This is a genomic window from Chryseobacterium phosphatilyticum (assembly GCF_002899825.2).
GTDB lineage: Bacteria > Bacteroidota > Bacteroidia > Flavobacteriales > Weeksellaceae > Chryseobacterium > Chryseobacterium phosphatilyticum.
The window spans coordinates 155,756-180,091 of sequence record NZ_PPED02000006.1 but is presented as its reverse complement, the minus strand read 5'-3'; the positions used below and the strand labels follow the sequence as shown (position 1 = coordinate 180,091).

23 protein-coding genes are annotated in these 24,336 nt (G+C 36.7%); 2 read left to right on the top strand and 21 right to left on the bottom strand.

What is annotated here, in order from left to right; genetic code table 11:
* Positions 1-126: 126 nt before the first annotated feature.
* The 16 genes from C1631_RS20955 to C1631_RS20885 form a co-directional block, all read right to left on the bottom strand.
* Positions 127-1,620, bottom strand: a complete 1,494-nt coding sequence (locus C1631_RS20955; RefSeq protein WP_103248797.1) for a complex I subunit 4 family protein — start codon at positions 1,618-1,620, stop codon at positions 127-129.
* Between the two features lie 2 nt (positions 1,621-1,622).
* Positions 1,623-3,536 (bottom strand): NADH-quinone oxidoreductase subunit L, encoded by a 1,914-nt coding sequence (gene nuoL, locus C1631_RS20950; protein WP_109714004.1) that lies wholly within the window; start codon positions 3,534-3,536, stop codon positions 1,623-1,625.
* 2 nt (positions 3,537-3,538) lie between these two features.
* Positions 3,539-3,868, bottom strand: coding sequence for an NADH-quinone oxidoreductase subunit NuoK (gene nuoK / locus C1631_RS20945; RefSeq protein WP_045492868.1), 330 nt, complete (start codon positions 3,866-3,868; stop codon positions 3,539-3,541).
* A gap of 4 nt (positions 3,869-3,872) precedes the next feature.
* Complete coding sequence (locus tag C1631_RS20940) at positions 3,873-4,370, bottom strand: NADH-quinone oxidoreductase subunit J family protein (RefSeq protein ID WP_109714002.1); 498 nt, start codon at positions 4,368-4,370, stop codon at positions 3,873-3,875.
* A complete protein-coding gene (locus tag C1631_RS20935) occupies positions 4,370-4,927 on the bottom strand; it encodes a NuoI/complex I 23 kDa subunit family protein (protein ID WP_065400508.1) in 558 nt (185 codons plus the stop codon). The genes C1631_RS20940 and C1631_RS20935 overlap by 1 nt, the downstream gene beginning before the upstream one ends.
* Positions 4,928-5,078: 151 nt before the next feature.
* Positions 5,079-6,143, bottom strand: a complete 1,065-nt coding sequence (nuoH, locus tag C1631_RS20930; RefSeq protein WP_109714000.1) for an NADH-quinone oxidoreductase subunit NuoH — start codon at positions 6,141-6,143, stop codon at positions 5,079-5,081.
* A gap of 97 nt (positions 6,144-6,240) precedes the next feature.
* A complete protein-coding gene (locus C1631_RS20925; protein ID WP_103249117.1) occupies positions 6,241-7,239 on the bottom strand; it encodes an NADH-quinone oxidoreductase subunit G in 999 nt (332 codons plus the stop codon).
* 41 nt (positions 7,240-7,280) lie between these two features.
* Positions 7,281-8,192, bottom strand: coding sequence for a hypothetical protein (locus C1631_RS20920; RefSeq protein ID WP_109714090.1), 912 nt, complete (start codon positions 8,190-8,192; stop codon positions 7,281-7,283).
* Between the two features lies 1 nt (position 8,193).
* The gene (gene nuoF, locus C1631_RS20915; RefSeq protein ID WP_103247730.1) at positions 8,194-9,552 is read right to left on the bottom strand and encodes an NADH-quinone oxidoreductase subunit NuoF; all 1,359 of its coding nucleotides are present in this window, start codon (positions 9,550-9,552) and stop codon (positions 8,194-8,196) included.
* 77 nt (positions 9,553-9,629) lie between these two features.
* Positions 9,630-10,139 carry an NADH-quinone oxidoreductase subunit NuoE family protein gene (locus C1631_RS20910; protein WP_103247731.1) on the bottom strand — a complete coding sequence of 170 codons (510 nt, stop codon included), beginning with the start codon at positions 10,137-10,139 and terminating at the stop codon, positions 9,630-9,632.
* 107 nt (positions 10,140-10,246) lie between these two features.
* Entirely contained in the window at positions 10,247-11,470 is a 1,224-nt protein-coding gene (gene nuoD, locus C1631_RS20905; RefSeq protein ID WP_034693431.1) for an NADH dehydrogenase (quinone) subunit D, read from the bottom strand.
* Between the two features lie 62 nt (positions 11,471-11,532).
* The gene (locus tag C1631_RS20900) at positions 11,533-12,027 is read right to left on the bottom strand and encodes an NADH-quinone oxidoreductase subunit C (protein WP_109713998.1); all 495 of its coding nucleotides are present in this window, start codon (positions 12,025-12,027) and stop codon (positions 11,533-11,535) included.
* Positions 12,028-12,033: 6 nt separating this feature from the next.
* Positions 12,034-12,594: an NADH-quinone oxidoreductase subunit B gene (locus C1631_RS20895; protein WP_034712360.1), complete on the bottom strand. Its 561-nt coding sequence runs from the start codon at positions 12,592-12,594 to the stop codon at positions 12,034-12,036.
* A gap of 101 nt (positions 12,595-12,695) precedes the next feature.
* Positions 12,696-13,067 (bottom strand): NADH-quinone oxidoreductase subunit A, encoded by a 372-nt coding sequence (locus C1631_RS20890; RefSeq protein ID WP_002983537.1) that lies wholly within the window; start codon positions 13,065-13,067, stop codon positions 12,696-12,698.
* Positions 13,068-13,189: 122 nt separating this feature from the next.
* On the bottom strand, positions 13,190-13,366 hold the full coding sequence (locus C1631_RS24235; protein ID WP_165828353.1) for a hypothetical protein: 177 nt from the start codon (positions 13,364-13,366) through the stop codon (positions 13,190-13,192).
* A 78-nt stretch (positions 13,367-13,444) separates the two neighbouring features.
* Positions 13,445-14,575 (bottom strand): GNAT family N-acetyltransferase, encoded by a 1,131-nt coding sequence (locus tag C1631_RS20885; protein WP_109713996.1) that lies wholly within the window; start codon positions 14,573-14,575, stop codon positions 13,445-13,447.
* Between the two features lie 106 nt (positions 14,576-14,681).
* Between C1631_RS20885 and C1631_RS20880 the strand changes: the two genes are divergently transcribed.
* A complete protein-coding gene (locus C1631_RS20880) occupies positions 14,682-15,392 on the top strand; it encodes a zinc metallopeptidase (protein WP_185144687.1) in 711 nt (236 codons plus the stop codon).
* On the opposite strand, the gene C1631_RS20875 is transcribed toward C1631_RS20880, so the two are convergent.
* Positions 15,389-15,994: an IMPACT family protein gene (locus C1631_RS20875; RefSeq protein WP_103247733.1), complete on the bottom strand. Its 606-nt coding sequence runs from the start codon at positions 15,992-15,994 to the stop codon at positions 15,389-15,391. The two genes, C1631_RS20880 and C1631_RS20875, sit on opposite strands and share 4 nt — an antisense overlap.
* Positions 15,995-16,318: 324 nt before the next feature.
* Here C1631_RS20875 and C1631_RS20870 point away from each other — a divergent pair, with 324 nt between their 5' ends.
* Positions 16,319-18,673, top strand: coding sequence for a PDZ domain-containing protein (locus C1631_RS20870; protein WP_103247734.1), 2,355 nt, complete (start codon positions 16,319-16,321; stop codon positions 18,671-18,673).
* Between the two features lie 61 nt (positions 18,674-18,734).
* Here the strand turns inward: C1631_RS20870 and ribD are convergent, their stop codons facing one another.
* From ribD to C1631_RS20850, 4 genes are all read right to left on the bottom strand, one after another.
* Positions 18,735-19,757, bottom strand: a complete 1,023-nt coding sequence (gene ribD / locus C1631_RS20865) for a bifunctional diaminohydroxyphosphoribosylaminopyrimidine deaminase/5-amino-6-(5-phosphoribosylamino)uracil reductase RibD (protein ID WP_103247735.1) — start codon at positions 19,755-19,757, stop codon at positions 18,735-18,737.
* 63 nt (positions 19,758-19,820) lie between these two features.
* The gene (locus C1631_RS20860; RefSeq protein WP_109713994.1) at positions 19,821-21,620 is read right to left on the bottom strand and encodes a DUF349 domain-containing protein; all 1,800 of its coding nucleotides are present in this window, start codon (positions 21,618-21,620) and stop codon (positions 19,821-19,823) included.
* A gap of 84 nt (positions 21,621-21,704) precedes the next feature.
* The gene (locus C1631_RS20855; protein ID WP_109713991.1) at positions 21,705-22,433 is read right to left on the bottom strand and encodes a shikimate dehydrogenase family protein; all 729 of its coding nucleotides are present in this window, start codon (positions 22,431-22,433) and stop codon (positions 21,705-21,707) included.
* A 63-nt stretch (positions 22,434-22,496) separates the two neighbouring features.
* Positions 22,497-24,281 carry an endonuclease gene (locus C1631_RS20850; protein ID WP_103249260.1) on the bottom strand — a complete coding sequence of 595 codons (1,785 nt, stop codon included), beginning with the start codon at positions 24,279-24,281 and terminating at the stop codon, positions 22,497-22,499.
* Positions 24,282-24,336: the final 55 nt, after the last annotated feature.

Genomic DNA, 24,336 nt, shown 5'->3' with positions numbered 1-24,336 from the left:
AAGTTTAAAGTTCCGGGTTCCGAGTTAAAAGTTTCAGGTTCAAAAGTGTCTGTCTTTTATCTCTTCGTCTTTTATCTTTATTCTCTCTTCTCTCTTATTTTTTTAATTTTTAAATCTTTTAATTTTTTAGTTAGCCATCGCCATGTAGATAAACTTCACTGAACTACCCACCATATCGATTACCGGTTGTGGGAAAATACCAAGTAAGATCACAAAAACCGCTAAGCTTGCCAATACAGAAAATTCTACTCCTGATAAGTCTTTTGCAGTACTTAAAACGGCTGCATCTCCTTCTCCAAACATTGCTTTTCCGTAGAATCTCAATAAGTACACCGCACAAAGAATTACCGTAAGACCTGCAATTACAGCTGCTGTTCCATTAAAATCATATACTGATTTTAACAAAATAAATTCACCGATAAATCCATTCGTTAATGGAACTCCCATTGAACCTAATATAATGATCAGGAACAATACGGCAAACTTAGGAGCAACTTTTGCTAAGCCACCCATTTGTCTGATATCTCTTGATTTAAATCTTTTATATAAGATATCACAGCAGTAGAATAACCCTACCACATTGATACCGTGAGCGAAGGTTTGTACCAATGCTCCTTCAGCACCTTCAATATTGAAAGTTCCTCTTAAAGTAACTACTGCTGAAGCAAAGATCCCCGCTACCATCAATCCTACGTGAGAGAATGATGAATAGGCAATGATTCTTTTCATATCCGTTTGGATAATAGCGATCAATGCACCATGAACAATTCCAACGATGGCAAGGATGATCACAATCTGACCCGAAATTCCGGCAATCGGAAGTGGAGTGATTGGAAGCAAATAACGCATTACACCGTATACCGCCATTTTAAGCATGATACCAGATAACAGCATCGATCCCTGAGTAGGAGAGTAGGTATACGTATCAGGCTGCCAGGTATGGAAAGGAAATACCGGTAATTTCACTGCAAAAGCAAAGAAGATAAACCAGAATACCACAGTCTGTTGTGTTTCGTTCAGTTGCGCATTGTATAGATCTGTTAAAGCGAATGATGCAGAGTGGTTGTACACATAGATCAATCCTGCTAACATAAATAAAGATCCAACGAATGTATATACGAAGAATTTCGTAGTAAATTCAAACCTTTTATTTTCTTGTCCCCAAAGTCCGGCGATAAACCAAATTGGAATCAAAGTTACTTCCCAGAAGATGTAGAACAATAATCCGTCTAAAGAAGTAAATACTCCCACAAGACCGAATTGCATCAACAGAATCAATCCGTAGAATGTATTTCTGTAGTTAACACTTTCATTGAAAGAAGATAAAATGATGATTGGCGCCAAAATGTTAGTCAGCAACAGAAGAAGCATACTCATCCCATCGATACCGAAGTGAAGAGAACTCTTCATAAATTGTGACCAGGGATAATTGATCTCATGCTGTAATACACTATCTACTGTTGGATTAAAATCAAAATCCGAAAGTATATAGAATGTAAGAAGCATTTGTACTAATGCAATTCCTAGCGCCAAATATTTGCTGGAATTATTTTTCCATGCAAAAACTAATCCCGAACCTACTAGAGGTAAAAGTAATAATGTTAATAATAAACAAGACATTATTATTGTAATAAAAAGTTAACAATTAATATAATTCCCACAGCTAAAGACATGATAAGAATATACGTCTCTACATTTCCGTTTTGTACACGCTTCATAGCTTTTCCGCTGTCTTCAGCACCGTCTCCTACAAAGTTTACAAAACGATCCAAGATACCCTTATCAAACATTTTTCCTCCGCGTCCTAATCCTTCAACAGTTTTTACAATCAATGCGTTGTAAAGTTCGTCAACATATAATTTTCTAGCAGAAAGCTTTTCCCATCCGGTGTAGTTTTCTTCTGCAACAGCCATCTTCTTCTTACTTACATAAGTATTTCTAACGATAAACCATACAGAGAAGAACATAATCACTGTTGCTGCTAATAAGATCATTTCAGTATTGAAATCTACTCCTGAAAGAGTAGCTTCCATCTGGCTGTAGCTTTGTTCAGTAAGAACCGGCTTTAACCATTCCATAAGTTTAGCATAGTGCCCGTGACCGATGAAGTGCGGCAGGTTGATGAAACCTCCGATTACAGAAAGGATTGCCAATACGATCAATGGTAATGTCATATTAGACGGGCTTTCATGTAAGTGATGTTTTTGTTCTTCAGTACCTCTGAATTCTCCGTGGAATGTCAAATAATACAGTCTGAACATATACGTTGCAGTCATTGCCGCTAAAACAAATAATATTACCCAGTAAACCGGATTTTTAGCAAAAGCTGCTACTAAAATTTCGTCTTTAGAGATCATCCCTGATAATAGAGGGAAACCTGAAATTGCTAATGTTCCGATCAGGAATGTAGCGTGGGTAAGAGGAATATATTTTTTAAGACCTCCCATGAAGCGCATATCCTGCTCGTTGCTCATAGCGTGGATTACAGAACCAGCACCTAAGAATAGTAAAGCTTTAAAGAATGCGTGCGTCATTACGTGGAACATCGCTGTTGTATACGCTCCAAGTCCTAAAGCAATGAACATAAATCCAAGCTGTGAAACTGTAGAGTAGGCCAATACTTTTTTGATGTCATTCTGACGTAATGCATAGAATCCTGCTAAAGCTGCAGTTAAGAATCCAATGAATAAAATTCCTCCCTGTACAGTAGGAGCTAAAGTAAATAAGAAGTTTGATCTTACTACCAAATAAATCCCCGCCGTTACCATCGTTGCCGCGTGGATCAAAGCTGATACCGGAGTTGGTCCTGCCATTGCATCCGGCAACCAGGTATATAAAGGAACCTGAGCAGATTTACCGGTAGCACCGATAAATAAACTCGCTGTGATAAAGATAATCACTGTTCCGTCTAATTCAAATTTTGAAGCATTTTCAGCTACTGAAAGGTAATCTACAGCATTAGTCTGAGCAGCAATCATAAAGATACCAATCAATAATGCAAGGTCACCAATTCTGTTCATGATGAAAGCTTTTCTTGCTGCTTTACCGTATTCTTCGTTTGTATACCAGAATCCGATCAACAGGTAAGAACAAAGACCTACACCTTCCCATCCGATGAATAGGATAAGGTAGTTGCTTCCCATCACTAAAAGTAACATTGAGAAGATGAAAAGATTCAGGTAAGTAAAGAACTTATAGAAGCCTTTATCATGACTCATATATCCGATAGAGTATAAGTGGATCAGTGAACCGATACCCGTGATGATCATTACCATCATTAAAGACAGCTGATCGATCTGGAATCCAAAATTGATCTGAACCCCATTTACTCTAAACCATTCAAAAGCTTTTACGATTACCGGCTGGCTTTCAGAATTGAAATTCATGAAAAGACTAACAGCGATACAGAAAGATCCGAATACTGCTGCAGTGGCCAAAGAACCTACCAATATTTTTGGAAGATTTTTCCCGAATAACCCGTTAATAAGAAACCCTAAAAGTGGTAAAAGTACTATTGCATATACTAGATTCTCCATTCTTATCCTCTTAATTTATTAAATATACTAACATCTACAGAACGGGTATTTCTATACAGCATAGCAATAATTGCCAAACCTACTGCTACTTCCGCAGCTGCAACCACCATAATGAAGAAAACTAAAAGTTGTCCGTCGCCGTTGCCTTTATACGCTGAAAATGCTGCTAACAAAAGGTTTACAGAATTCAGCATAAGCTCTACACAGCCCAGAATCACAATAGCATTTTTTCTAAGCAATACGCCCATCACGCCTAAGCAGAATAATACTGAACAAAGGATGATGAAGTAGTTCAAAGGGATGCTTTGTATAAATGTATTTACTTCTCCCATAATTTTATAAATCTTTTTTACCGATTAATACCGCGCCTACAATACCTGCCAAAATTAGGATGGAAGCAAGCTCAAACGGTAAAACATATTCATTAAACAAAAGTCTACCCAGATTTTTTGTAAGACCAACCCCTCTGTCTACATTTTCAACAACAATGTGATTGTCTTTTATTCCTCTGAATACTCCTAATACTCCAACCAAAAGAAGACCCGCGGTAAAAACTCCAACAAATTTTAAGACATTGTTCTTCTTACTTTCGTCTGCTTTATTAAGGTTAAGCATCATTAAGATATAAAGGAAAAGTACCATGATGGCACCTGCGTACACTATAATCTGGATAATTGCCAAAAATTGTGCATTCAAAAGAATGTACATTCCTGCAATTGAAAACATCGTAACAATTAATGACAAAATAGCATATAAAGGATTTCTTGCAAATACAAAGTAAACTGCACTTGCCACTGCTAAAAACGCCACCAAGAAAAATAAAAACTGATCCATTATTTTACCGCATTTTTTTGTTTCTCGGATTGTCTTGTCGTGATGTCAATCCTTTCATTTATTTTTTCAACTAGTTTATCTTTTCCATAAATGAAAGAACCTCTGTTGGTTTCTACGTCTACCAATCTGTCAGTAAGATAGATTGCAGATTTAGGACAAGCTTCTTCACACATTCCGCAGAAGATACATCTTAGCATATTGATTTCATATACTGAGGCATATTTTTCTTCTCTGTAAAGATCTTTTTCCTCTTTAGTTCTTTCAGCAGCAGTCATTGTAATGGCTTCTGCAGGACAAGCTACCGCACAAAGTCCGCAAGCAGTACATCTTTCTCTGCCCTCTTCGTCTCTTTTCAAAACGTGCTGGCCTCTCCAGATAGTCGTTCTTGGCTTCTGTACTTCCGGATACGAATATACTGCGGGAGCACCCTTTATCACGGTTCTTACAGCATGCTTAAATGTAATCCCCATTCCTGTAAAGATTGCAGGAAGGTAGATTTTTTCAGCAAGGGTCATTTCTTTATTGGAAACAACTTTTGATCTGTTTGTAAGTTTCATTTAATTATAGATATTAGATGTTAGACACCAGATTTTAGACTAATCTTGTCTGCTATCTTAATTATTTAATATTGATGATTGAATATGATAGGCTAAAGATAAAACTTTGATTTCATTTCAAATTTTCAAATCAGCTCATTTTCAAATTTTCTTAGTTGGCGAATGCTAAAATTACAGCTCCTGTAATCAATAGATTTACCAATGCCATTGGGATTAATGTTTTCCATCCTAAGTGCATTAACTGGTCATATCTGAATCTTGGAAGCGTCCATCTGATCCACATGAAGATCAAAATTCCGATTACCGTTTTCGTTAAAAATGCTACGATACTCAAGATGCCTGCAGTATTTTCACCCCAGTTCTGAGTTACCCACTCAATACCAGGATAATTATATCCTCCGAAGAAAAGAACAACCATGAAAGCATTAGAAATAAACATGTTCACGTATTCCCCGAACATATATAATCCCAATTTCATGGAAGAGTATTCCGTAGAATATCCTGTTACCAATTCAGATTCACACTCTGGTAAATCGAACGGGTGTCTGTTGGTTTCTGCTAAAGCTGCTACAAAGAAAACAAGGAAAGCAACCGGCTGATAGAAAATGTTCCAGTTCATACCGGAAACCCAGGGAATGATTCCCCATAGTTTTCCGTGAGTCTGGTTTTCAGTAATTACTTTTAAATCTAAACTTCCAGCCATCATGATGATAGAAAGAAGCGCCAATCCCATTGCCAATTCATAAGAAATCATCTGAGAAGAAGCACGGATAGCACCTAATAATGAGTATTTGTTGTTCGAAGCCCAACCCCCGATCATGATTCCATATACCCCGATTGAAGCCATTCCTATAATGAAAAGGACCCCAACATCGATGTTAGCAACCTGAAGATCAAAAGATGTACCTGCAATATTTAAACTTTTACCCCAGGGAATAACAGCTCCTGTGATCAATGAAATAAACATTACTAAAGCTGGCCCCAATACAAAAAGGAATCTTTCAGCATTGGCAGGTGTGAAGTCTTCTTTAAAGAAGAATTTTCCACCGTCAGCAAGAGGTTGCAGTAATCCGAAAGGTCCAGCTCTGTTAGGTCCGATTCTATCCTGCATGATAGAGGCAACTTTTCTTTCTGCCCAGGTAGAGTAGGCTGCAATCGTTAACGATAGCAGGAAAAGTGCTAATACAAGTATAAGTTTAAATGTAAGTAAATCCATTTTTTATTGTAAAGATTTTTAGATGTGAGATGTCAGATACTAGATATGAGGTTAAGTCTGATGTCTTGTGTCTGAAATCTAATTGTCTTTATTAAAATTATTTTTCGTCTTTTTCACTGATTTCTTTAGCCATAGGATTGTCCAGAACTCTTAGCTCATCTTTAGGCTTTTCGTAGTGGTTCAATGAAATAACAGAGTGTCTGTCGATATGTCTAGGACCCTCGATGTTCCAGTCTGATAAAACTTTTCTTTCAAAACGGCATGTATCACAGATGAATTCTTCTACTTCACCCCACTGGTCTTTTCTTGCAGTTACCCTTACAATCTCATCACCTTTCATCCAGACTACAGCTTTTCCTGAGCATTTATCACATTTACAAGTAGCATTCATTGGTTTTGTGAACCATACTCTGCTTGCAAAACGGGAAGTTCTGTCTGTTAATGCTCCTACCGGACAAACGTCGATAACGTTTCCGATAAAATCATTGTCTAAAGCTTTATTTAAATACGTTGAAATCTCAGCATGATCTCCTCTGAAAAGGATACCGTGCTCTCTTTCACCTGTTAATTGGTTTGCTGCTAATACACATCTTGCACAAAGAATACAACGGTTCATATTCAGTTTGATGTTCGGTCCAAGATCATCAGCTTCGTAAGTATTTCTTTCGAATTCTGTTCTTGTCTCAAGGTTTCCGTGTTCGTAGCCAAGATCCTGAAGATGGCATTCACCAGCCTGATCACAAACAGGGCAGTCTAGTGGATGATTGACCAGTAAGAATTCGGTAACCGCCTTTCTTCCTTCCTGAGCTTTCTCCGAAGTAAGGTTTTTTACTTCCATCCCATCCATCACATTTGTTCTGCAGCTGGCTACTAACTTCGGCATAGGACGCGGATCAGCTTCAGATCCTTTAGAAACTTCTACAAGACATGTTCTGCATCTTCCTCCACTGGTTTCTAATTTACTGTAGTAACACATTGCAGGAGGTACAGATTTACCACCGATCTGTCTTGCTGCTTCCAAAATAGAAGTACCAGGCATAACTTCGGTAGTCTGACCGTCTATAGTTATTTTGAATTTTTTAACTTCTTCGCTCATATTATATGCTTTAAGCTTTATGCATTAAGCAATAGGCTTTGTTATTTATATTTTTTCGTATTAAATGTATATCCCACTCCTGCTAGAACTTGTCCGAAAACAAAATCCTGGCGTGCTTTATCTGGTTTATTGTTTAATGTGGTTTTAATATCCCACATATTAATATAACCGGCTTTTCCTTCTACTCTGATCATCCAGTTTTTCCAAAAAACCAGGTTAAGACTGGATCTGATATCGGTTCCTAAACCTGCAACGTGAAAACGATCACTTCTTTCATTTCCAAAAAGCTTTACGTTACTTTTCGGAAACATAAATCCGATCCCGGCTCCGTAAGACCATACTAAATCTATATTTTTTTTATGAACAAGATTCTTGTATTTTTCAAGACCCAGATTTTCATAATTCAATCCGTCTGTATGCTCGAAAGTAAGGAATTTTTCATCTGCTAAATTCACCTGCCCGTTCTCTACCATTCCTGCATACTGAGGATCTGAAATATGACCTTTGAATCCAACGGTCTGGTTCTGATCCATCACATATTTCATATGATCTATACCAAGTACCAGCGCTAAATTATCTTTAATAAAATATCCTATTCTGAAATTATATTGTGTTACGGTGAACCAACTCGGATCAAAATAGACGATACCAAACTTTGTAGGTCTGTCTTGCGCTGTTACATTATTCAATTGGAAATCGTAACCGTTTCCTGAAAAATGGATGTCAGAATTACTATAGGCAGCTCTGTTCCATCCATAGAAAAGAAAGACCTGACCTTTTTTACTTAATGGTAAAGGCTTTTCCTTTTTTGCAGCCTTAATCTCCTGCTTTTCACTACTTACATATGCTAAATCCTCTTCAACAGATCTATTGTATTGTACAGTATCATTTTTCGTGTTCTGTGCAAATACAAAATTTGACATCATTAAGCCGACTACCAATAATTTTTTCATTCTAAGCATTTTTTTCAACAGCTGGAATAGGATCTGCATAATGTGCCAATCCATAGTTTTGAGTCTGAGATAACTCAGGATTTTTTACATGCCACTCAAATTCATCTCTGAAGTGACGTATAGCTGCTGCAACCGGCCAGGCTGCTGCATCTCCTAATGGACAGATGGTGTTTCCTTCGATTTTTCTCTGGATATCCCAAAGTAGATCGATATCTTCCATTTTTCCTTCTCCTTTCTCGATTTTCTTTAAAATCTTGTGCATCCATCCCGTTCCTTCACGGCAAGGAGTACATTGTCCACAACTTTCATGGTGATAAAATCTCGCCAACGTCATGGTGTGTTCTACGATACATTGGTCTTCATCCAAAACAATGAAACCTCCTGAACCCATCATTGTTCCGGTAGCAAAACCACCATCAGCCAATGATTCATAGTTCATATATCGCGGCTCTCCGTTCACGGTTCTCAGCAATAAGTTAGCCGGAACAATCGGAACAGAACTTCCTCCAGGAATACAAGCCTTTAATTTTTTTCCGTCTTTAATACCCCCACAGTATTCATCAGAGTAGATGAATTCTTCTACCGTGATCGTCATATCAATTTCGTATACACCCGGTTTGTTGATATTTCCACAAGCAGAAATCAATTTCGTACCTGTAGATCTACCTACACCAATTTTGGCATATTCAGCACCTGTAATATCAATGATTGGAACAATTGCGGCAATAGATTCAACGTTGTTTACTACTGTTGGCCTTTCCCAAAGACCTTTTACAGCCGGGAATGGTGGTTTTAATCTTGGGTTACCTCTTTTTCCTTCAAGGGATTCAAGCAATGCAGTTTCTTCACCACAGATATATGCTCCGCCACCTCTCTGTACATAGATTTCAAGATCGAAACCTGTTCCTAAAATATTTTTACCTAAAAATCCTGCTGCTTTAGCTTCTTCAATTGCTTCCTCCAGAATATCCGGGATCCATGAATATTCTCCACGGATGTAGATATAAGAAACATTGGAACCTAAACAGTAAGATGAAATTAGCATTCCTTCTATCAATAGGTGAGGAAGGAATTCCATCAAATATCTGTCCTTGAATGTTCCCGGCTCAGATTCATCTGCATTGACAACAAGGTGTCTTGGAACGCCTTCCGGTTTTGCCAAAAAGCTCCATTTCATCCCAGTAGGGAATCCTGCTCCACCACGACCTCTTAATCCTGAAGTTTTTACTTCTTCAAGAATTTCGTCAGGAGTCATTTTCAAGGCTTTCTCTGCTGCAGTGTAACCTCCCTGTTTGCGGTACGTTTCAAAGTAGCGAATACCTTCTATATGTGCGTCTTTAAGTAAAAGTTTTTTACTCATTGTTTATTATGCTTTTAGCGGTTGGCTATTGGCTTGTGGCTTCTAGCTTAAGGCTATTTTAATTTATTAAAATTTATTTAGTCTAAAGCAATTTGTCCTTGTCTGCAAAGATCAAGGATTTCATCTACTTTTTCTATCGTTAAATTTTCATGAAAGAATTTTCCAAGCTGCAACATGGGTGCATATCCGCATGCTCCAAGACATTCAGCAGGCTTTAAGGTAAACATTCCATCTTCAGTAGTTTCGCCATCCTTAATGTTCAGTTTGGTTCTGATATGATCAAGAATTTTTTCGCTTCCACATACCATACAAGGTCCGGTTCTGCAAACTTCCAAAACATACTTACCAACAGGCTTCATGTTAAACATGGTATAGAAAGTAGCCACTTCATATACTTCGATCGGTTTGATACTTAATAGTCCGGCAACATAATCCATCACAGGAACATCTAACCACCCTCCGAATTCTTTTTGTGCCAGGTGAAGTACAGGAAGAAGAGCAGATTTCTGTCTTCCTTCAGGATATCTTGCGATAATTTTATGTACCTGTGCTAAACTTTCCGGTTTAAAAGCTATTGTTTCGCTCATTTTTTATCTAAGATTTCAGATGCCAGATTTCAGACATCAGATTTTAAATTTTTATATAAAGCGAAGAGTCTAACATCTGAAATCTGACGTCTGACATCTTCTTTTTTTTATGCGTCTAATTCTCCCGCAATAATATTCATACTACACATCGTTACAATGGCATCCGAGATCACAGAACCTGTAATCATTTCGGGGTAGGCCTGATAGTAGATGAAACAAGGTCTTCTGAAGTGAAGTCTGTAAGGACTTCTTCCTCCGTCACTCACAAGATAGAAACCTAATTCTCCGTTTCCACCTTCTACCGCATGGTACACTTCTCCTTTAGGTACATCGGTTTCTCCCATTACAATTTTGAAATGGTAAATTAATGCTTCCATTTTTTGATATACATCTGCCTTTTCAGGAAGATAGAAATCAGGAACATCCGCATGGAATGGTCCTTCCGGAAGATTTTCGTATGCTTGTTTGATAATTTTGATTGATTCCCAGATTTCCTGTTGACGAACCATGAAACGGTCGTAAGTATCTCCTGAAGTTCCTACAGGAATAATAAAGTCGAAATCTTCGTATGATGAATATGGCTGTGCAACTCTTACATCGTAATCTACTCCTGCTGCACGTAGGTTCGGGCCTGTGAATCCGTAGCTTAAAGCTCTTTCGGCAGAAATAGCTCCTGTACCGATGGTTCTGTCCATGAAAATTCTGTTTCTTTCCAATAATGTACAGAATTCTTTGAATCTTGGTGGGAAAGTTTTTAAGAAATCTTTCAATAACTCATGAAACTTAGGTGTGAAATCTCTTTCGAATCCTCCGATTCTTCCCATATTGGTAGTCATCCTTGCTCCACAGATCTGCTCATACATATCATAAATACGTTCTCTTTCGATGAACATATAGGTAAGACCTGTAATTGCTCCTGAGTCCATTCCGGTTACCCCGTTACAGATAAGGTGGTCACCAATTCTAGCCAATTCCATTAGGATAACACGCATATAGTCTACACGTTTTGGAACTTCTACGCCGATTAGTTTCTCTACTGTCATGTGCCAACCTAAATTGTTGATGGGTGCAGAACAGTAATTCATACGGTCAGTAAGGGTAGTGATCTGAGAGTAGTTTCTTCTTTCAGAAATTTTCTCAAATGCTCTGTGGATGTATCCTACTGTTTGCTCAGCGTGAAGAATTCTCTCACCATCCATTGTTAAGATGTTTTGAAAAATCCCGTGAGTCGCAGGGTGGGTAGGTCCTAAATTGAGGGTGTATAATTGTCCGTCAATCTGTTCCTTACTTTCGTACTGGTTTAGTATATTAGATAATGAGTTATCTTTCATAATGATTGCTTTTAGCTATTTGCTTCTGGCTTATTGGCTAGCCGCCATTGGCCATTCGCTTTTTATCTTCCGAACATTTGATCATCCTTGTCTGTTCTTGTACCGTCTTCAAGGCGATATTCCTTCAACATTGGGTGGTATCCAAGATCTTCCATATTTAAAATAGGTCTGAGATCCGGGTGTCCTTTAAACTTAATCCCATAAAAGTCATAGGTTTCTCTTTCCATCCAGTTGGCCCCGGCATATAGATCAACGAGAGAATCTACTTCAATATTTTCTCTTGACATAAAGATTTTCAGACGTAATCTGAAATTAGTCATCATGTTTTGTAAATGGTATACAACCCCAATTTCCTTTTCCGGGAATTCAGGATAGTGGATTCCACAGATATCTGTAAGGAATTTGATTTCCAGAGATGAATCTTTAAGATAATGAATGATCTTTTTCATATCTTCTTTCTTCACCTCAATCGTCAGCATCCCATAAGGTTCTGAACTGGAGATAACAGATTCCGGAAATTCTCTTGTGATTGCTTCTAATACAAATTCGTTTGTCATTTCCGTTTAGTTGCTTATGTTGTAAGAATCTAATAATTTCTGATATTCAGGCATATCTCTTCTTCTGATGCTTTCGCTTTCTGCAAGAGCTTGTACCTGCATTACCCCTTCAATGATCTGTTCAGGTCTTGGAGGGCATCCGGGAACATATACATCAACCGGAATAATTTTATCAATTCCCTGAAGTACAGAATAGGTATCAAAAATACCACCGCTGGAAGCACAGGCTCCCACAGCTACAACCCATTTTGGTTCAGCCATCTGAGTGTATACTTCTTTTAGGACTGGTCCTAATTTCTTTGATATAGTTCCACAAACCATCAGCATATCTGCTTGTCTTGGAGAGAAAGAGTTTCTTTCCATTCCAAATCTTGAAGCATCATAGGTAGGGTTCAGGGTAGCCATAAACTCAATACCACAACAAGAGGTTGCAAATGGCAATGGCCAAAGTGAAAACTTTCTTGCCATCCCGATTACACTGCTCAGTTTTGTTGCGAAAAACCCTTCTCCTTCAAATCCTTCCGGAGCAGGTGCATCTGTTCTTATTACTGGTTTTTTATCTGACATTTTTAGTAAATATTTAAAGATTAAAATATTTAAAGATTAAAAAATAAGACCTTAGCAATCTTTAAATTATTTAAATAAATTCAATCTTTTAATGTTAAAATTTATTTATCCCAATCTAACGCACCGCGTTTCCATACATAGAAAAACGCCATGAAGAAGATGGCTACGAATGTAAGCACTGCTAAGAATCCTTCCATGCCGAATTCTCTGAAGTTTACCGCGTAGGGATAAAAAAATACGATTTCAATATCGAATAGTACGAACAATACCGCAGTCAGGAAGTACTTGATAGAAAACGGCGTTCTGGCATTTCCTTCTACAGGAACTCCACATTCCCAGCTTTGGTTTTTTACAGAGTTTCCTTTTTTCTGTTGTGGCCCAAGAAAATGTGCTCCAAGCAAAGAAACTGCTACAAATCCTACTGCTACACCAGCCTGGATAAGGATTGGAATATAACTTTCAGGTAAATTCATTTTTGCATTATTATCTCAATTTGCAAATTTAACGAATAAACAATAAAGCATGAAATTTATCAGCTTAAAAGTAGGATGAAAATAGGGAAAACCGATAATTTAGAATCAATAAAAATAACAGGCTATTTCTTCATTTTTTTAAGGAGAGAGTAGGCCATGAATGAGATATATCCAAAAAGTATACTGGCAAAAAGGATATTAATCACCGTATTTGTTTTATCATCCGGCGACTGAAAAAAGAAGTTGTAAACGATGAATCCTGCAATTAATATGGCGAAGATAATGAGATGTGGTTTCATGAGAGTTTTTGTTTGAGAGTTTAGAATTAATTAAAATAATCAGAATTCATAATGGTTGATATATTTTACACAATACCATTACTCATTGACTTCTTTTGAATACGTTCTTCTCCTTTTGTGATTCACCGGGTTATAATCCTGCCATAGCAGTTGAATGCTTTTATTTTCTTCCAGTTCCGGGTTGGTTTCAAGGAATTTTACTCCTTTTTTTCTGAATATATCCCAGATTTCCTTGAAAATAATAGAAGTAACCCCTCTTCGCTGGTAGTCGGGATGAATGCCGATCAGATAGAAATTGGCTCTGTCATTTTTCTTTCCGGCTCTTAAAAAATGCCACCATCCAAATGGAAGGAGCTTTCCACCTGATTTTTGTAAAGCTTTTGAGTAAGAAGGCATGGTAATAGCAAATGAAATTAAATGATTATTCTCATCAGCGATACACACGATAAAATCTTTGTCAATAAGTTTGAAATATTTTTCCTTATAGGTCTTACGTTGTTCGTCAGAAATAGGAGTGTAGGTAGAAAGGTGTTTGTAGGTTTCATCCAGAAGATCAAACATAGGATCGACATATTGGATGATTTCTTCTTTTGTTTTGAATTTCAGAACCTTAAGTTTATATTTTTCGGAAATTAACTGGTTGAATTTATGGATTTTTTCAGGGAGAATTTCCGGGAAAATAATTTCGAATTCCACCCATTCTTTTTCTTTCATTAATCCTAATTTTTCAAGATGCTTAGGATAATATTCGTGATTGTAGATACCGATCATGGTTGCCAGCTGATCAAAGCCTTTGATCAGCATCCCTGCTTTGTCAAGATTCGTGAAGCCCATTGGCCCTTCGATTTTGTGGATTTTTTTTTCTCTGGCATAATCTATTGCTTTTTGGATTAATGCCGTTGAAACTTCTTCATCATCAATAAAATCAATCCATCCAAAACGTACTTTTTGAATCCCTAATTCTTTCTCTTCTTTATGATTGATTATGACAGCAATTCTCCCTACAATTTTATTATTTTTATAGGCGAGATACTGTTTGGCTTCAGAATATTGAAGAGCAGGATTTTCTGCAGCATTCCAGATATTGATTTCGTCATTGATAAACGACGGAACATAGTACGAGTTATTCTTGTACAGATCCATAGGAAACCTTACGAATTGCATGAGCTGACCGGCTGTTTTTACTTCAATAATTGAAACTGTAGACATGTTCTTTGTGCGTAAATTTAAGGACAAATATAAATAATAATATCTAATACTTTGGCACAGTTTTTATATCATTATGAGTAAAAATTGAACACAAAATCTATATAAAATGGTGGGTTATTATATCATTATTGGAATTTCAATGCTAGTGAGCTGGTGGGTTTCATCAAGGTTGAAATCTAAATTTGAATATTATTCCAATGTACATCTTCGAAATGGCCTTTCGGGAAAAGAAGTAGCAGAAAAAATGTTGAGAGATAACGGGATCAATGATGTTCAGGTAATATCAGTTCCCGGACAGTTGACGGATCACTATAATCCGGCAGATAAAACAGTAAATCTTTCAGAAGGAGTTTATATGCAGAGAAATGCTGCAGCTGCGGCTGTAGCAGCACATGAATGCGGACATGCTGTACAGCATGCTGTGGGGTATTCAATGTTGAACCTGCGTTCAAAACTCGTTCCGATTGTTAATATAAGTTCTAATCTGATGCAGTTTGTGCTTATTGCTGGTATTGCAGTAATGGCTGCTTCAAGAAGTATTGAAAATCCTAATGGAAATACTACAGTCCTGGCAATTGGAGTAGCAATGTTTGCGATGACAACTCTATTTGCCTTTGTAACGTTGCCTGTGGAATATGATGCCAGTAACAGAGCTATGAAATGGCTTAAGGATACCGGAACCGTAACTACAGAAGAATTTGTAGGAGTACAAGATAGTTTGAAGTGGGCTGCAAGAACCTATGTAGTAGCTGCCCTTGGATCTCTGGCACAACTTCTTTATTGGGGCTCATTACTTCTTGGTGGAAGAAGAGATTAATCTTTAAATTCAAATGAAACATATTGCATCTCGGATAATTTTTCCGAGATGTTTTCTTTTTGTACTAATTTTAATGATGCTGTAAGAATGCAATTTTCGTTGGCGTCGAAATGTAAGACTTTAGCATCGAATTTTGAAAGCAGCGTAAAAATGGTATTCTGCTGATTAAAATTGAATTGTATTTCAATCTTAGTTTCCAGCTCTCTTGTAATGATATTGGCTTCTTCTAAAGTGATCTTTGCAGATTCTTTGTAGGCTTTTACTAACCCTGAAACCCCCAGTTTTGTTCCTCCATAATAGCGGACTGAAATAACCAGGACATTTGTAATCTCATGGGCTAATAATTGGTTATAAATAGGAAGACCTGCACTCCCTGAAGGTTCTCCGTCGTCATTGGCTCTATAATTTTCTCCATTCAGACCCATTCTGAAAGCATAACAATGGTGTGTTGCTTTGGGATGTTCTTCGCGAACCTTTTCCAAGGCGTTTTTCAATTCACTTTCATTATTCACTGGATAAGCAAATCCGATAAATTTGCTTCCTTTTTCTTTTAAAAGTGTATTTTCAATGGGTTTTTCTATGGTTTTGTACTCAAACGTCATTTGTATACCGGCTTTGTATTTGCAAAAATATTAAATGCTTTATAAATCCTGTCAATTATTATAAAATAAGGTAGGGAATTTTGTTGACTTATATGCAATTTGTTTTTTTGAGTGTATCTTTTAATAAGAACAACAGTAAGATATTTCTTAAGATTATATTTTAAGTGTTTTATTTTCAGTATTTTTTTGGAATTTCTACCTTTTAAGCGCGGTTTTTTAAAAAGTTCAATTGATTTGAATGATTAGATAGGGGTTTTATTATTTTTAGATCTTATGTAATCGACAGAAGTGGAGGATGTTCCATTTCTAAAACATCTGATCCGCATGAAAAACAAACTACTTTTATTAATAGGTTTTTTTTTACCATTTTTATTTACACAAGCGCAGATTGAAATATATGTGGCTATTAGTGGGAATGATCGCAATACCGGAAGTTTAGAAAAACCTTTCAGAACTCCCGAACGGGCAATAAAAGAACTTGAAAAAGCTGTCGGGAAAAATGTTAAGATCTATTTCAGGCAGGGTACCTATTATATTGAAAAGCCTATTGTATTGGATCATAGGACTACTAGGACTCAATCTCTTCTTATCGAATCATATCCTGGTGAGCAGGCTTTTTTAAGTGCAGGTCAATTATTAAAACCAAGCTGGAAATTGTATAAAAACGGAATTTATGTTACAGTAGTTTCCAAAAATGCTGTTTTTGAGAGACTTTTTATCAATCGGAAACCACAAATATTAGCCCGTTATCCGAATTATGATGTTAAAGCCCGGGTTTTCAACGGAACTTCAGCTGATGCTATTAACCCTGAACGTATTCGCCACTGGAAAAATCCGAAAGGTGGCTATGTTCATGGGCTTCATTCGGGAGAATGGGGTGGTCTCCATTATCAAATAGAAGGGATTGATGAAAAAGGAGAATTGCAATTAAAAGGTGGTTGGCAAAATAATCGGCCGTCTCCATTACATAAGCAATATCGTTTTGTTGAAAACATTTTTGAAGAGTTGGATGTTCCCGGAGAATGGTTTTTGGATAGAGAAAAGGGTCTCCTTTATTATTATCCTTATGAGGAAACTGATTTATCTAAGGCTACTGTAGAAGTTTCCCGTTATAAGAACAGTATACAGGTAGCTGGTGATGAGAAGAGACCAATATCAGATATAGAATTCAAAAATATTGTCTTTCTGCATAATGAACGGAGTTTTATGGAAACTCAGGAACCGCTTTTAAGAAGTGACTGGACTATTTACAGAGGAGGAAGTCTGCTTCTGGAAAATACACAAAATGTAAAAATCACAGGCTGTCAGTTTATAGATGTTGGCGGCAATGCTATTATGTTGAGCGGATACAACAAAGGAGATATTATACAAGGAAATTATATTAGTGGAGCAGGAGCCAGCGGAATATCTTTTATTGGAAATACTGACGCTGTTCGTTCACCTTCTTTTACATACGAAGATTATGTTCTTTACGAAAAATTAGATAAAACACCGGGTTCCAGATCGGCTCATTATCCTCAACAATGTATTGCGGAGAATAATCTCATTCATGATATAGGTATGATTGAAAAGCAGTCTGCAGGTATACAGATTGATATTGCGTCACAGATTGATGTACGGTACAACAGTATTTATAATACACCCAGAGCCGGAGTTAATATAGGTGATGGTGCTTTTGGTGGGCATATCCTTGAATTCAATGACGTGTTTAATACTGTTTTGGAAACGGGTGATCACGGCGCTTTTAACTCGTGGGGAAGAGATAGGTACTGGAGTCCTTCCAGAAGGTATATGGATAGTATAACAGGTAAGCATCCTGAATTGATTTTATTAGATGCGGTACAAACTACTTTCATTCGAAACAACAGATTTCGTTGTGATCATGGCTGGGATATTGATCTTGATGATGGTTCTTCCAACTATTCAATCTATAATAATGTATTGTTGAACGGAGGTCTGAAGCTTCGGGAGGGGTTTAAGCGGAAAGTAGAAAACAATATTATGATCAATAATAGCTTTCATCCGCATGTTTGGTTTAGAAACAGTAAAGACAGTTTTCTTCATAATATTGTCATGACACCCTATGCTCCTATTGGAATTGATGATTGGGGGAAAGATGTTGATTATAATCTCTTGCCGGATCTTGAGGTATTGCAAAATGCACAGAAGAGAGGTACTGATGTACATAGTATTGCCGGTAGTGTAGATTTTATAAATTCAAAAACCGGAGACTATAGAGTGAGTGGTAATTCTCCAGCTATGCGTATTGGTTTTAAAAACTTTCCCATGGATCAGTTTGGAGTGCAAATTCCTGCATTAAAAAAGATAGCTGCTGTACCGGAATATCCTGCACTGATAATTCATACAGAAAATGATAGTGGTGGCAAAACGGTCAGCTTTCTGAGCACTACAGTAAAATCAGTATATGGATTGGGAGACAGGTCTGCTTATGGTTTGCCTGATGAAAATGGAGTTGTTATTATGAAATTGGAAGCCGAAAGTCCATTACGCAAAGCTGGATTCCTTGAAAAAGATGTTATTAGAACTATAGACAATACGTCGATTAAAACTGTTAATGATCTTATAAAGATTTATCAGGTTTCAAAATGGAAAGGAAAATTGAAGGTAAGTATTATACGCAATCAGCAGACTGCAGAAGTTAATCTGGTATTACCATAAAATCAAACTGCCTCATATTGGAGGCAGTTTTTAATTTTATACTGGTGATTAATAGACACGACTAATTTTTATAAAAGGAAATTACATTATCTCTGAACTCTTCTTTTTTATAGGCCGTATGAGTAAATTCAGGAGCCTGGGTTCCATTTTCCAATTGTAAATTTTCATTTTTAATTACAATAGCCTGATCCCAAAGATCGGCATCAATGAATTGCTGTAAAGTAAAACGACCACCTTCGATAATGACAGATTGTATCTGTTCTTTATATAAAGAGTCCATTAAATCATAAAGGAAGTTGTCTTTTCCGGTTTTTATGAATTGAATATGCGCTTCTGTTCCTTCTTTGACGGAGTTTAAAACCAATGTTTTTGCTTCATGATTATAAATAGAGAAAGTCTTTGGAACTTTTAAATCAAAATCAATCAAAATTCTGACAGGGTTTACTCCTTTCACATTTCTGACTGTCAGGCTTGGGTTATCATTTAATGCTGTTTGGGTTCCGACTAATATGGCATGTTCGTTTGCCCTTAATTGATGTACAAACTGATTCACCAGGGTATTGGAAACAGCGGTAGGCTTAAAATCTTTATCTAAAAAACCATCACCGGATTCTGCCCACTTCAAAATAATATATGGCCTTTTCTTTTCATGATAAGTAAAAAACCTTTTATTCAGTTCGATGCATTCTTGTTCCAGAATTCCGGAAACAGCTTCAATTCCTGCATCCTGAATGATTTTCTTTCCTTTTCCGTTAACTTTGTCATGAGAGTCCATTGCTCCAATGACCACTTTTTTAAATCCTAATTCTTTAATTTTTAAAGCACAAGGAGGTGTCTTTCCGTAATGAGCACAAGGTTCTAATGAAACATAAATTGTTGATTCGGGAATGAGATCTTTATTTTTGACAGAATTAATAGCGTTGATCTCCGCATGGTTTTCCCCTGCCTTATGATGATAGCCTTCTCCGATAATTTCTCCGTTATGAACGATTACGCTTCCCACAAGAGGGTTAGGGTAGGTTTTTCCCAAAGCCTTTTGGGCTAGTTCAATGCATCTTTTAATGTATAATTCGTCTGTGTTCATGTTTGTAAAAAGAAAAAGCGAAGACAAATTGCTTTGCTCCGCCTTTAGTTATTTTATTAAAAATTAGTCTCCGGAAATAATATTGTGGAGATTTTGTTTTAATGTTTCCAAATGAGCTTTTTTCTCATCAATCGTGTTGTAAGTGTCCTTCAATAAAGGATTTTCTCGTGATGGTTTATTAAAGAAAGCAAGGTTGTTTTCAAGCTTAACGATTTCAGCTTCAAGATCGGAAATTTGATTTTTAATCTTTCTTGCTTTGTCAGTAAGTTGGTTTTCAGATAATCCTTCTTCTTTCAACTCCAGCTCGTTGATTTTATTGATTTTCAATTTTTCTCTTAAAGTCTTATTGAATTCAGTGTTGATTGAAATCTTATCTCTTGGAACTTTTCCAATATTGTTCCATGAAGTTTTAATTTGTTCGATTTTTTCGATACTTCCTTCTTCGTTGGTTACCATTTTCAATTCATCAAGAAGGGCTTTTTTATTTTTGTAATTCTCTTTCCAGTTATCTGTGGAAGTATTACTCTTCTCTCTGTAATTATTGAAAAAGGCGTTACATGCATCACGAAATTCATCCCAGATCTTATTGGTCATGCTTTTTGGAACGTGGCCGATTTTTTTCCAGTCTTCCTGAAGTTTTTTGAATAATGGTACAGCAATATCCCACTCTTCATTATTCTGATTATCCTGAGCCGTCTGAATTAATTTTAACTTTTCTTCCAGATTAGCCTGCTGAGAACCTTTTAAGGATTTATAATAATTGTTTTTTGTAGTATTGAATCCTCTAAGGGTTGTTTTAAAATCATTCCAGTTTTGGTTGGATAATTTTCTGGGAACACTTCCGGTTTTTAAGAAGTCAGAGCGCAGATTTTCAACTGTTTTGATAGCATTTTGCCAATAATTGTGATTGGGCGTTTCAGAAGGTTCTGAAAGTTTTTTTATTTCTGCAATGATCTGATTTTTCTTCTCAAGGTTTGCCGCTTGTTCTTGTTCGATTACAGCGGAAAGTTCAGATTTTCTTTCGTGAATCTTATTGGAAATTTCTTTGAACTCTTCCCAGGTTTTTTCGCGGAATTCTTCAGCCACAGGCTCAGCTTCTTCTTTCCAAAGTTTATGAAGATACTGTAACTCATTAAGTGCTTTCTGAATCACCGGCTCGTTTTCCAATTCTTTGGCACGGGCGATGATATGCTGTCTTTTCTCCAGATTGTGGCTGTATTCCTGTTCCAGGAATTCTTTGTTCAGATCCAGCATTTGATAAAATTGATTCAAATGATGGAAATAGTTATTGTTTAGTATTTTAAATTCAGACTTGGCTACTTGCCCAGCTCTTGACCAATCTTCTTTGACCTCACGGATCGATTTGAAGAGGTTGATACCCGGCTCTGAGCTTGTATATAGACTTTTAAGTCTTTCAATAATATTCTGGCGATGTTCAAGGTTTTTCTTTTGTTCTTCTTCCTGACCTTTCTGGAAGTCGTCATGTTTTTCCCTGAAAATATTGACTAAAGCAGAATATTTGGTTTGAGACGAGTGTTCATAACTGAAATTTTCAGGAGCGTTTCCGGCATCCACATATTCATGCTTTTTATCTTCCACTTCATCGTGGATGTAATGATTTGCTTTCTCTTTCAACAGGTTGAATCTTCTAAAATTCTCACCGGCGTTGGGAGTGTTAATGATTTTTTCCATTTCCTTTAAAGCATCCGCTAAAGAAATTTCAACATCATCATGTTCCTCCAGATGTTCAGCTTCATCTTCATGGTGATTGGCATCAGGAGACGTGGTGTTTTCTGATGTTTCTTGAGGTACTTTGTTAGGATTCTTTTCTTCGTTTTCAGAAAGATTGTTTTCTGTAATCATAGCAAATCTTTTATGTGAGTGGCGTTAATATCCTTCAAATTATAGCTGTAAGGCCAATTAAAGTACTAATTTATGTTATTTTTTTTAAAAATTCCAAATTTCCCAAGCTTTTTCTGCTTGCTGTTCAAGCATGTAATAGCCGTTTACCGTTTTTGCTCCTTTTTCTGAGGCTTTGATAATAAATTGGGTATAGTTGGGATTGTATATCAGATCAATAACCAAATGATCTGAAGAAAGTCCTTCAAAAGGAAAATTCAGACAATCTTCTACATTAGGAAATGTGCCAACGGGAGTACATTGGATGATTATTTTATGTTCCTGAACTGTTTCCTGACCGAGATTTTCAAAGGTAATTTCCGTGCTTCTGGAAATGGTTTCTGAAGGTATATTATGTTTATCAAGCACATATTTTACCGCCTTTGCTGCACCTCCGTTTCCAAGAATTAAAGCTTTGTCGTGGGATGATTTCCTGTGAAGAAGAAGAGTCTTTTCAAAGCCGAATGCATCAGTGTTGTATCCGGTTTTTTTTCCGTTTTGAATAAGAACACAATTTACAGCTCCTATTTTTTCAGCTTCATCGCTCAGTTCGTCAAGATAATCAATGATTTTTTCTTTGTAAGGAATTGTTACATTGAAACCTAAAAGTTCCGGGTAAGAAAAAAGTTTTTCTACTTCATTGATTTCATTGAGATCGAAAATATCGTAAGAAAATTCTTTAAGCATAAGCTTTTGAAACTTGTTTTCGAAGAATTTTTTAGAAAAAGAATAGGAAATATTTTTTCCTATCAGTCCTAATTTTTTAGTGGAATCCATATGATCAAAAATAAAAAAAAGACCGGACAAATCCGGTCTTTTAAAGTGAAATATTTTTAATATTTATTCTACCATAAATTTAGTAGAAAATTGGTCTGCTTTCAGAATATATGTTCCTTTTGTCATTCCTTTAAGATTAATTCTGTTTGAATGTCTGAAAGGGTTCACTACAGTATCAATTAATTTTCCTGAAACGTCATAGATGTCAACTTTTGTAATTTTACTAAGATTTTCTCCTTTTACAAATAATTCATTATGCTTTACCGGGTTAGGGTAGATTGTGAAATCAGATTTGTTCTTCTGAGCTTCCACGGTTGCTAATGATCCGCTATAACATGTCCAGCTCAGGTCATCCAGAGCAACTCTGTTTGATGTAGATGAATTGGTAAGTTTAATAACAATATCTCCCGTCACATTAATATTATCAATGGTTGTTGTTTTTACTGCTGCGCTATAAGGAATTGTTCCTACATTCACATTATTGATAAAGACATTGAAATTACCATTGCTTCCTCCGAATTTTAATTGTGTTGTTAATGTCAGGCTTTGGATTCCTCCGGAAAGTGTTGAACTTGTTAAGATTCCATTTCTGATGGTGATTGCCTTACCATTGATCGTCTGATCAACTCTTGCATCTGTTGCTGTCCATGTTATGCTATTATTTGTCCATGTTCTTGTATCATAACCATTGTCGCTACCAGGAATACCACTGAAATCTTCTGTTCCGCAATTTCCACCAACAGGACCGTCAAGTGTCGTTTCTGTAGCAGTGGTACTTTGTGGAGAAGGATTTCCTGCAGCATCCTTAGCAATAATATAGAATGTATATGATGTAAGAGGAGACAGACCTGTTACTATAGTTGAAGTTGATGTCCCGGTTACTGTAGTTTTTAGAGTGCCGTTTGCATATATATCATAAGATGTTACTCCGATATTATCTGTTGCTGCTGTCCATGCCAGTGCAATAGAATTTGAAGTTGGGTTGCTTGCTACAAGGTTTGTTGCTGCTGTTGGAGGTGTTGTGTCCAAAACAGGGGTTCCCCAGATCTGTGCGGCATACTCAGGGTGATCAATAAATGGATTTCTATTTCCCTGGTAAGTATATGATGCGTTGTTTCTTGCTATTTCCTCAGGAGATACCGGGTCCATTTGGTGCCATAGCAGATATTGCTGAAGAGCCCATGGTTGTAACCCCGGGAAAGCAGAACCTCCTAACATATTTCCTGTTGAAAATGTAGAGAGTTTAGCTTCATATCTTGTCACAAAGTACAGAATCATTCTGGCAACATCTCCTTTAAAAGTATCAATCGGTTCAAATACAATTCCTGAATATCCGGGTGAAGCAGAGTTACCTAATTTTGATTGATTAAGAGAAGTAAAAGAAGCCGTTCCTACTTTACCAAAAGGATAATTTGATCTCATACCGTTTACTTTTCCATCGGTAGCACGAATAAAATGAACATCTGCAACCATTGGTGAGTTTTCATTAAATAAACTTTGAGGAACAATATGTTCACGGTTATAGCAATCTCCTTCACTACTATAATTTCCACATCGTTTAACATTCGGTACATAATTATAAGGATCAGGACCATTAGGCTTTTCTGAGTAAATGTCTAAAATGGTTCCGTCGTTTTCATAAAAGTAATCACGATCTGTAGTAAGGTAAGCTGTCCATAGTCCGTCATATCCATGGTCTACATGTCCGTTTTCTATGATGTTTTTCAGAGCCGTTTTTAAAGGAGCACCTGTTAAACCATTGGCCGGGTCATAGTATCCCGCTGGTATTTGTGCGATCGCATTAATGAATGCAAAGCTTAATAAGAAAAAAGATAGAAGTCGTTTCATTTTTTTTAAATTGGGGCGTAAATGTACAAAAAAAGTGAAACGTAACGGATTAATT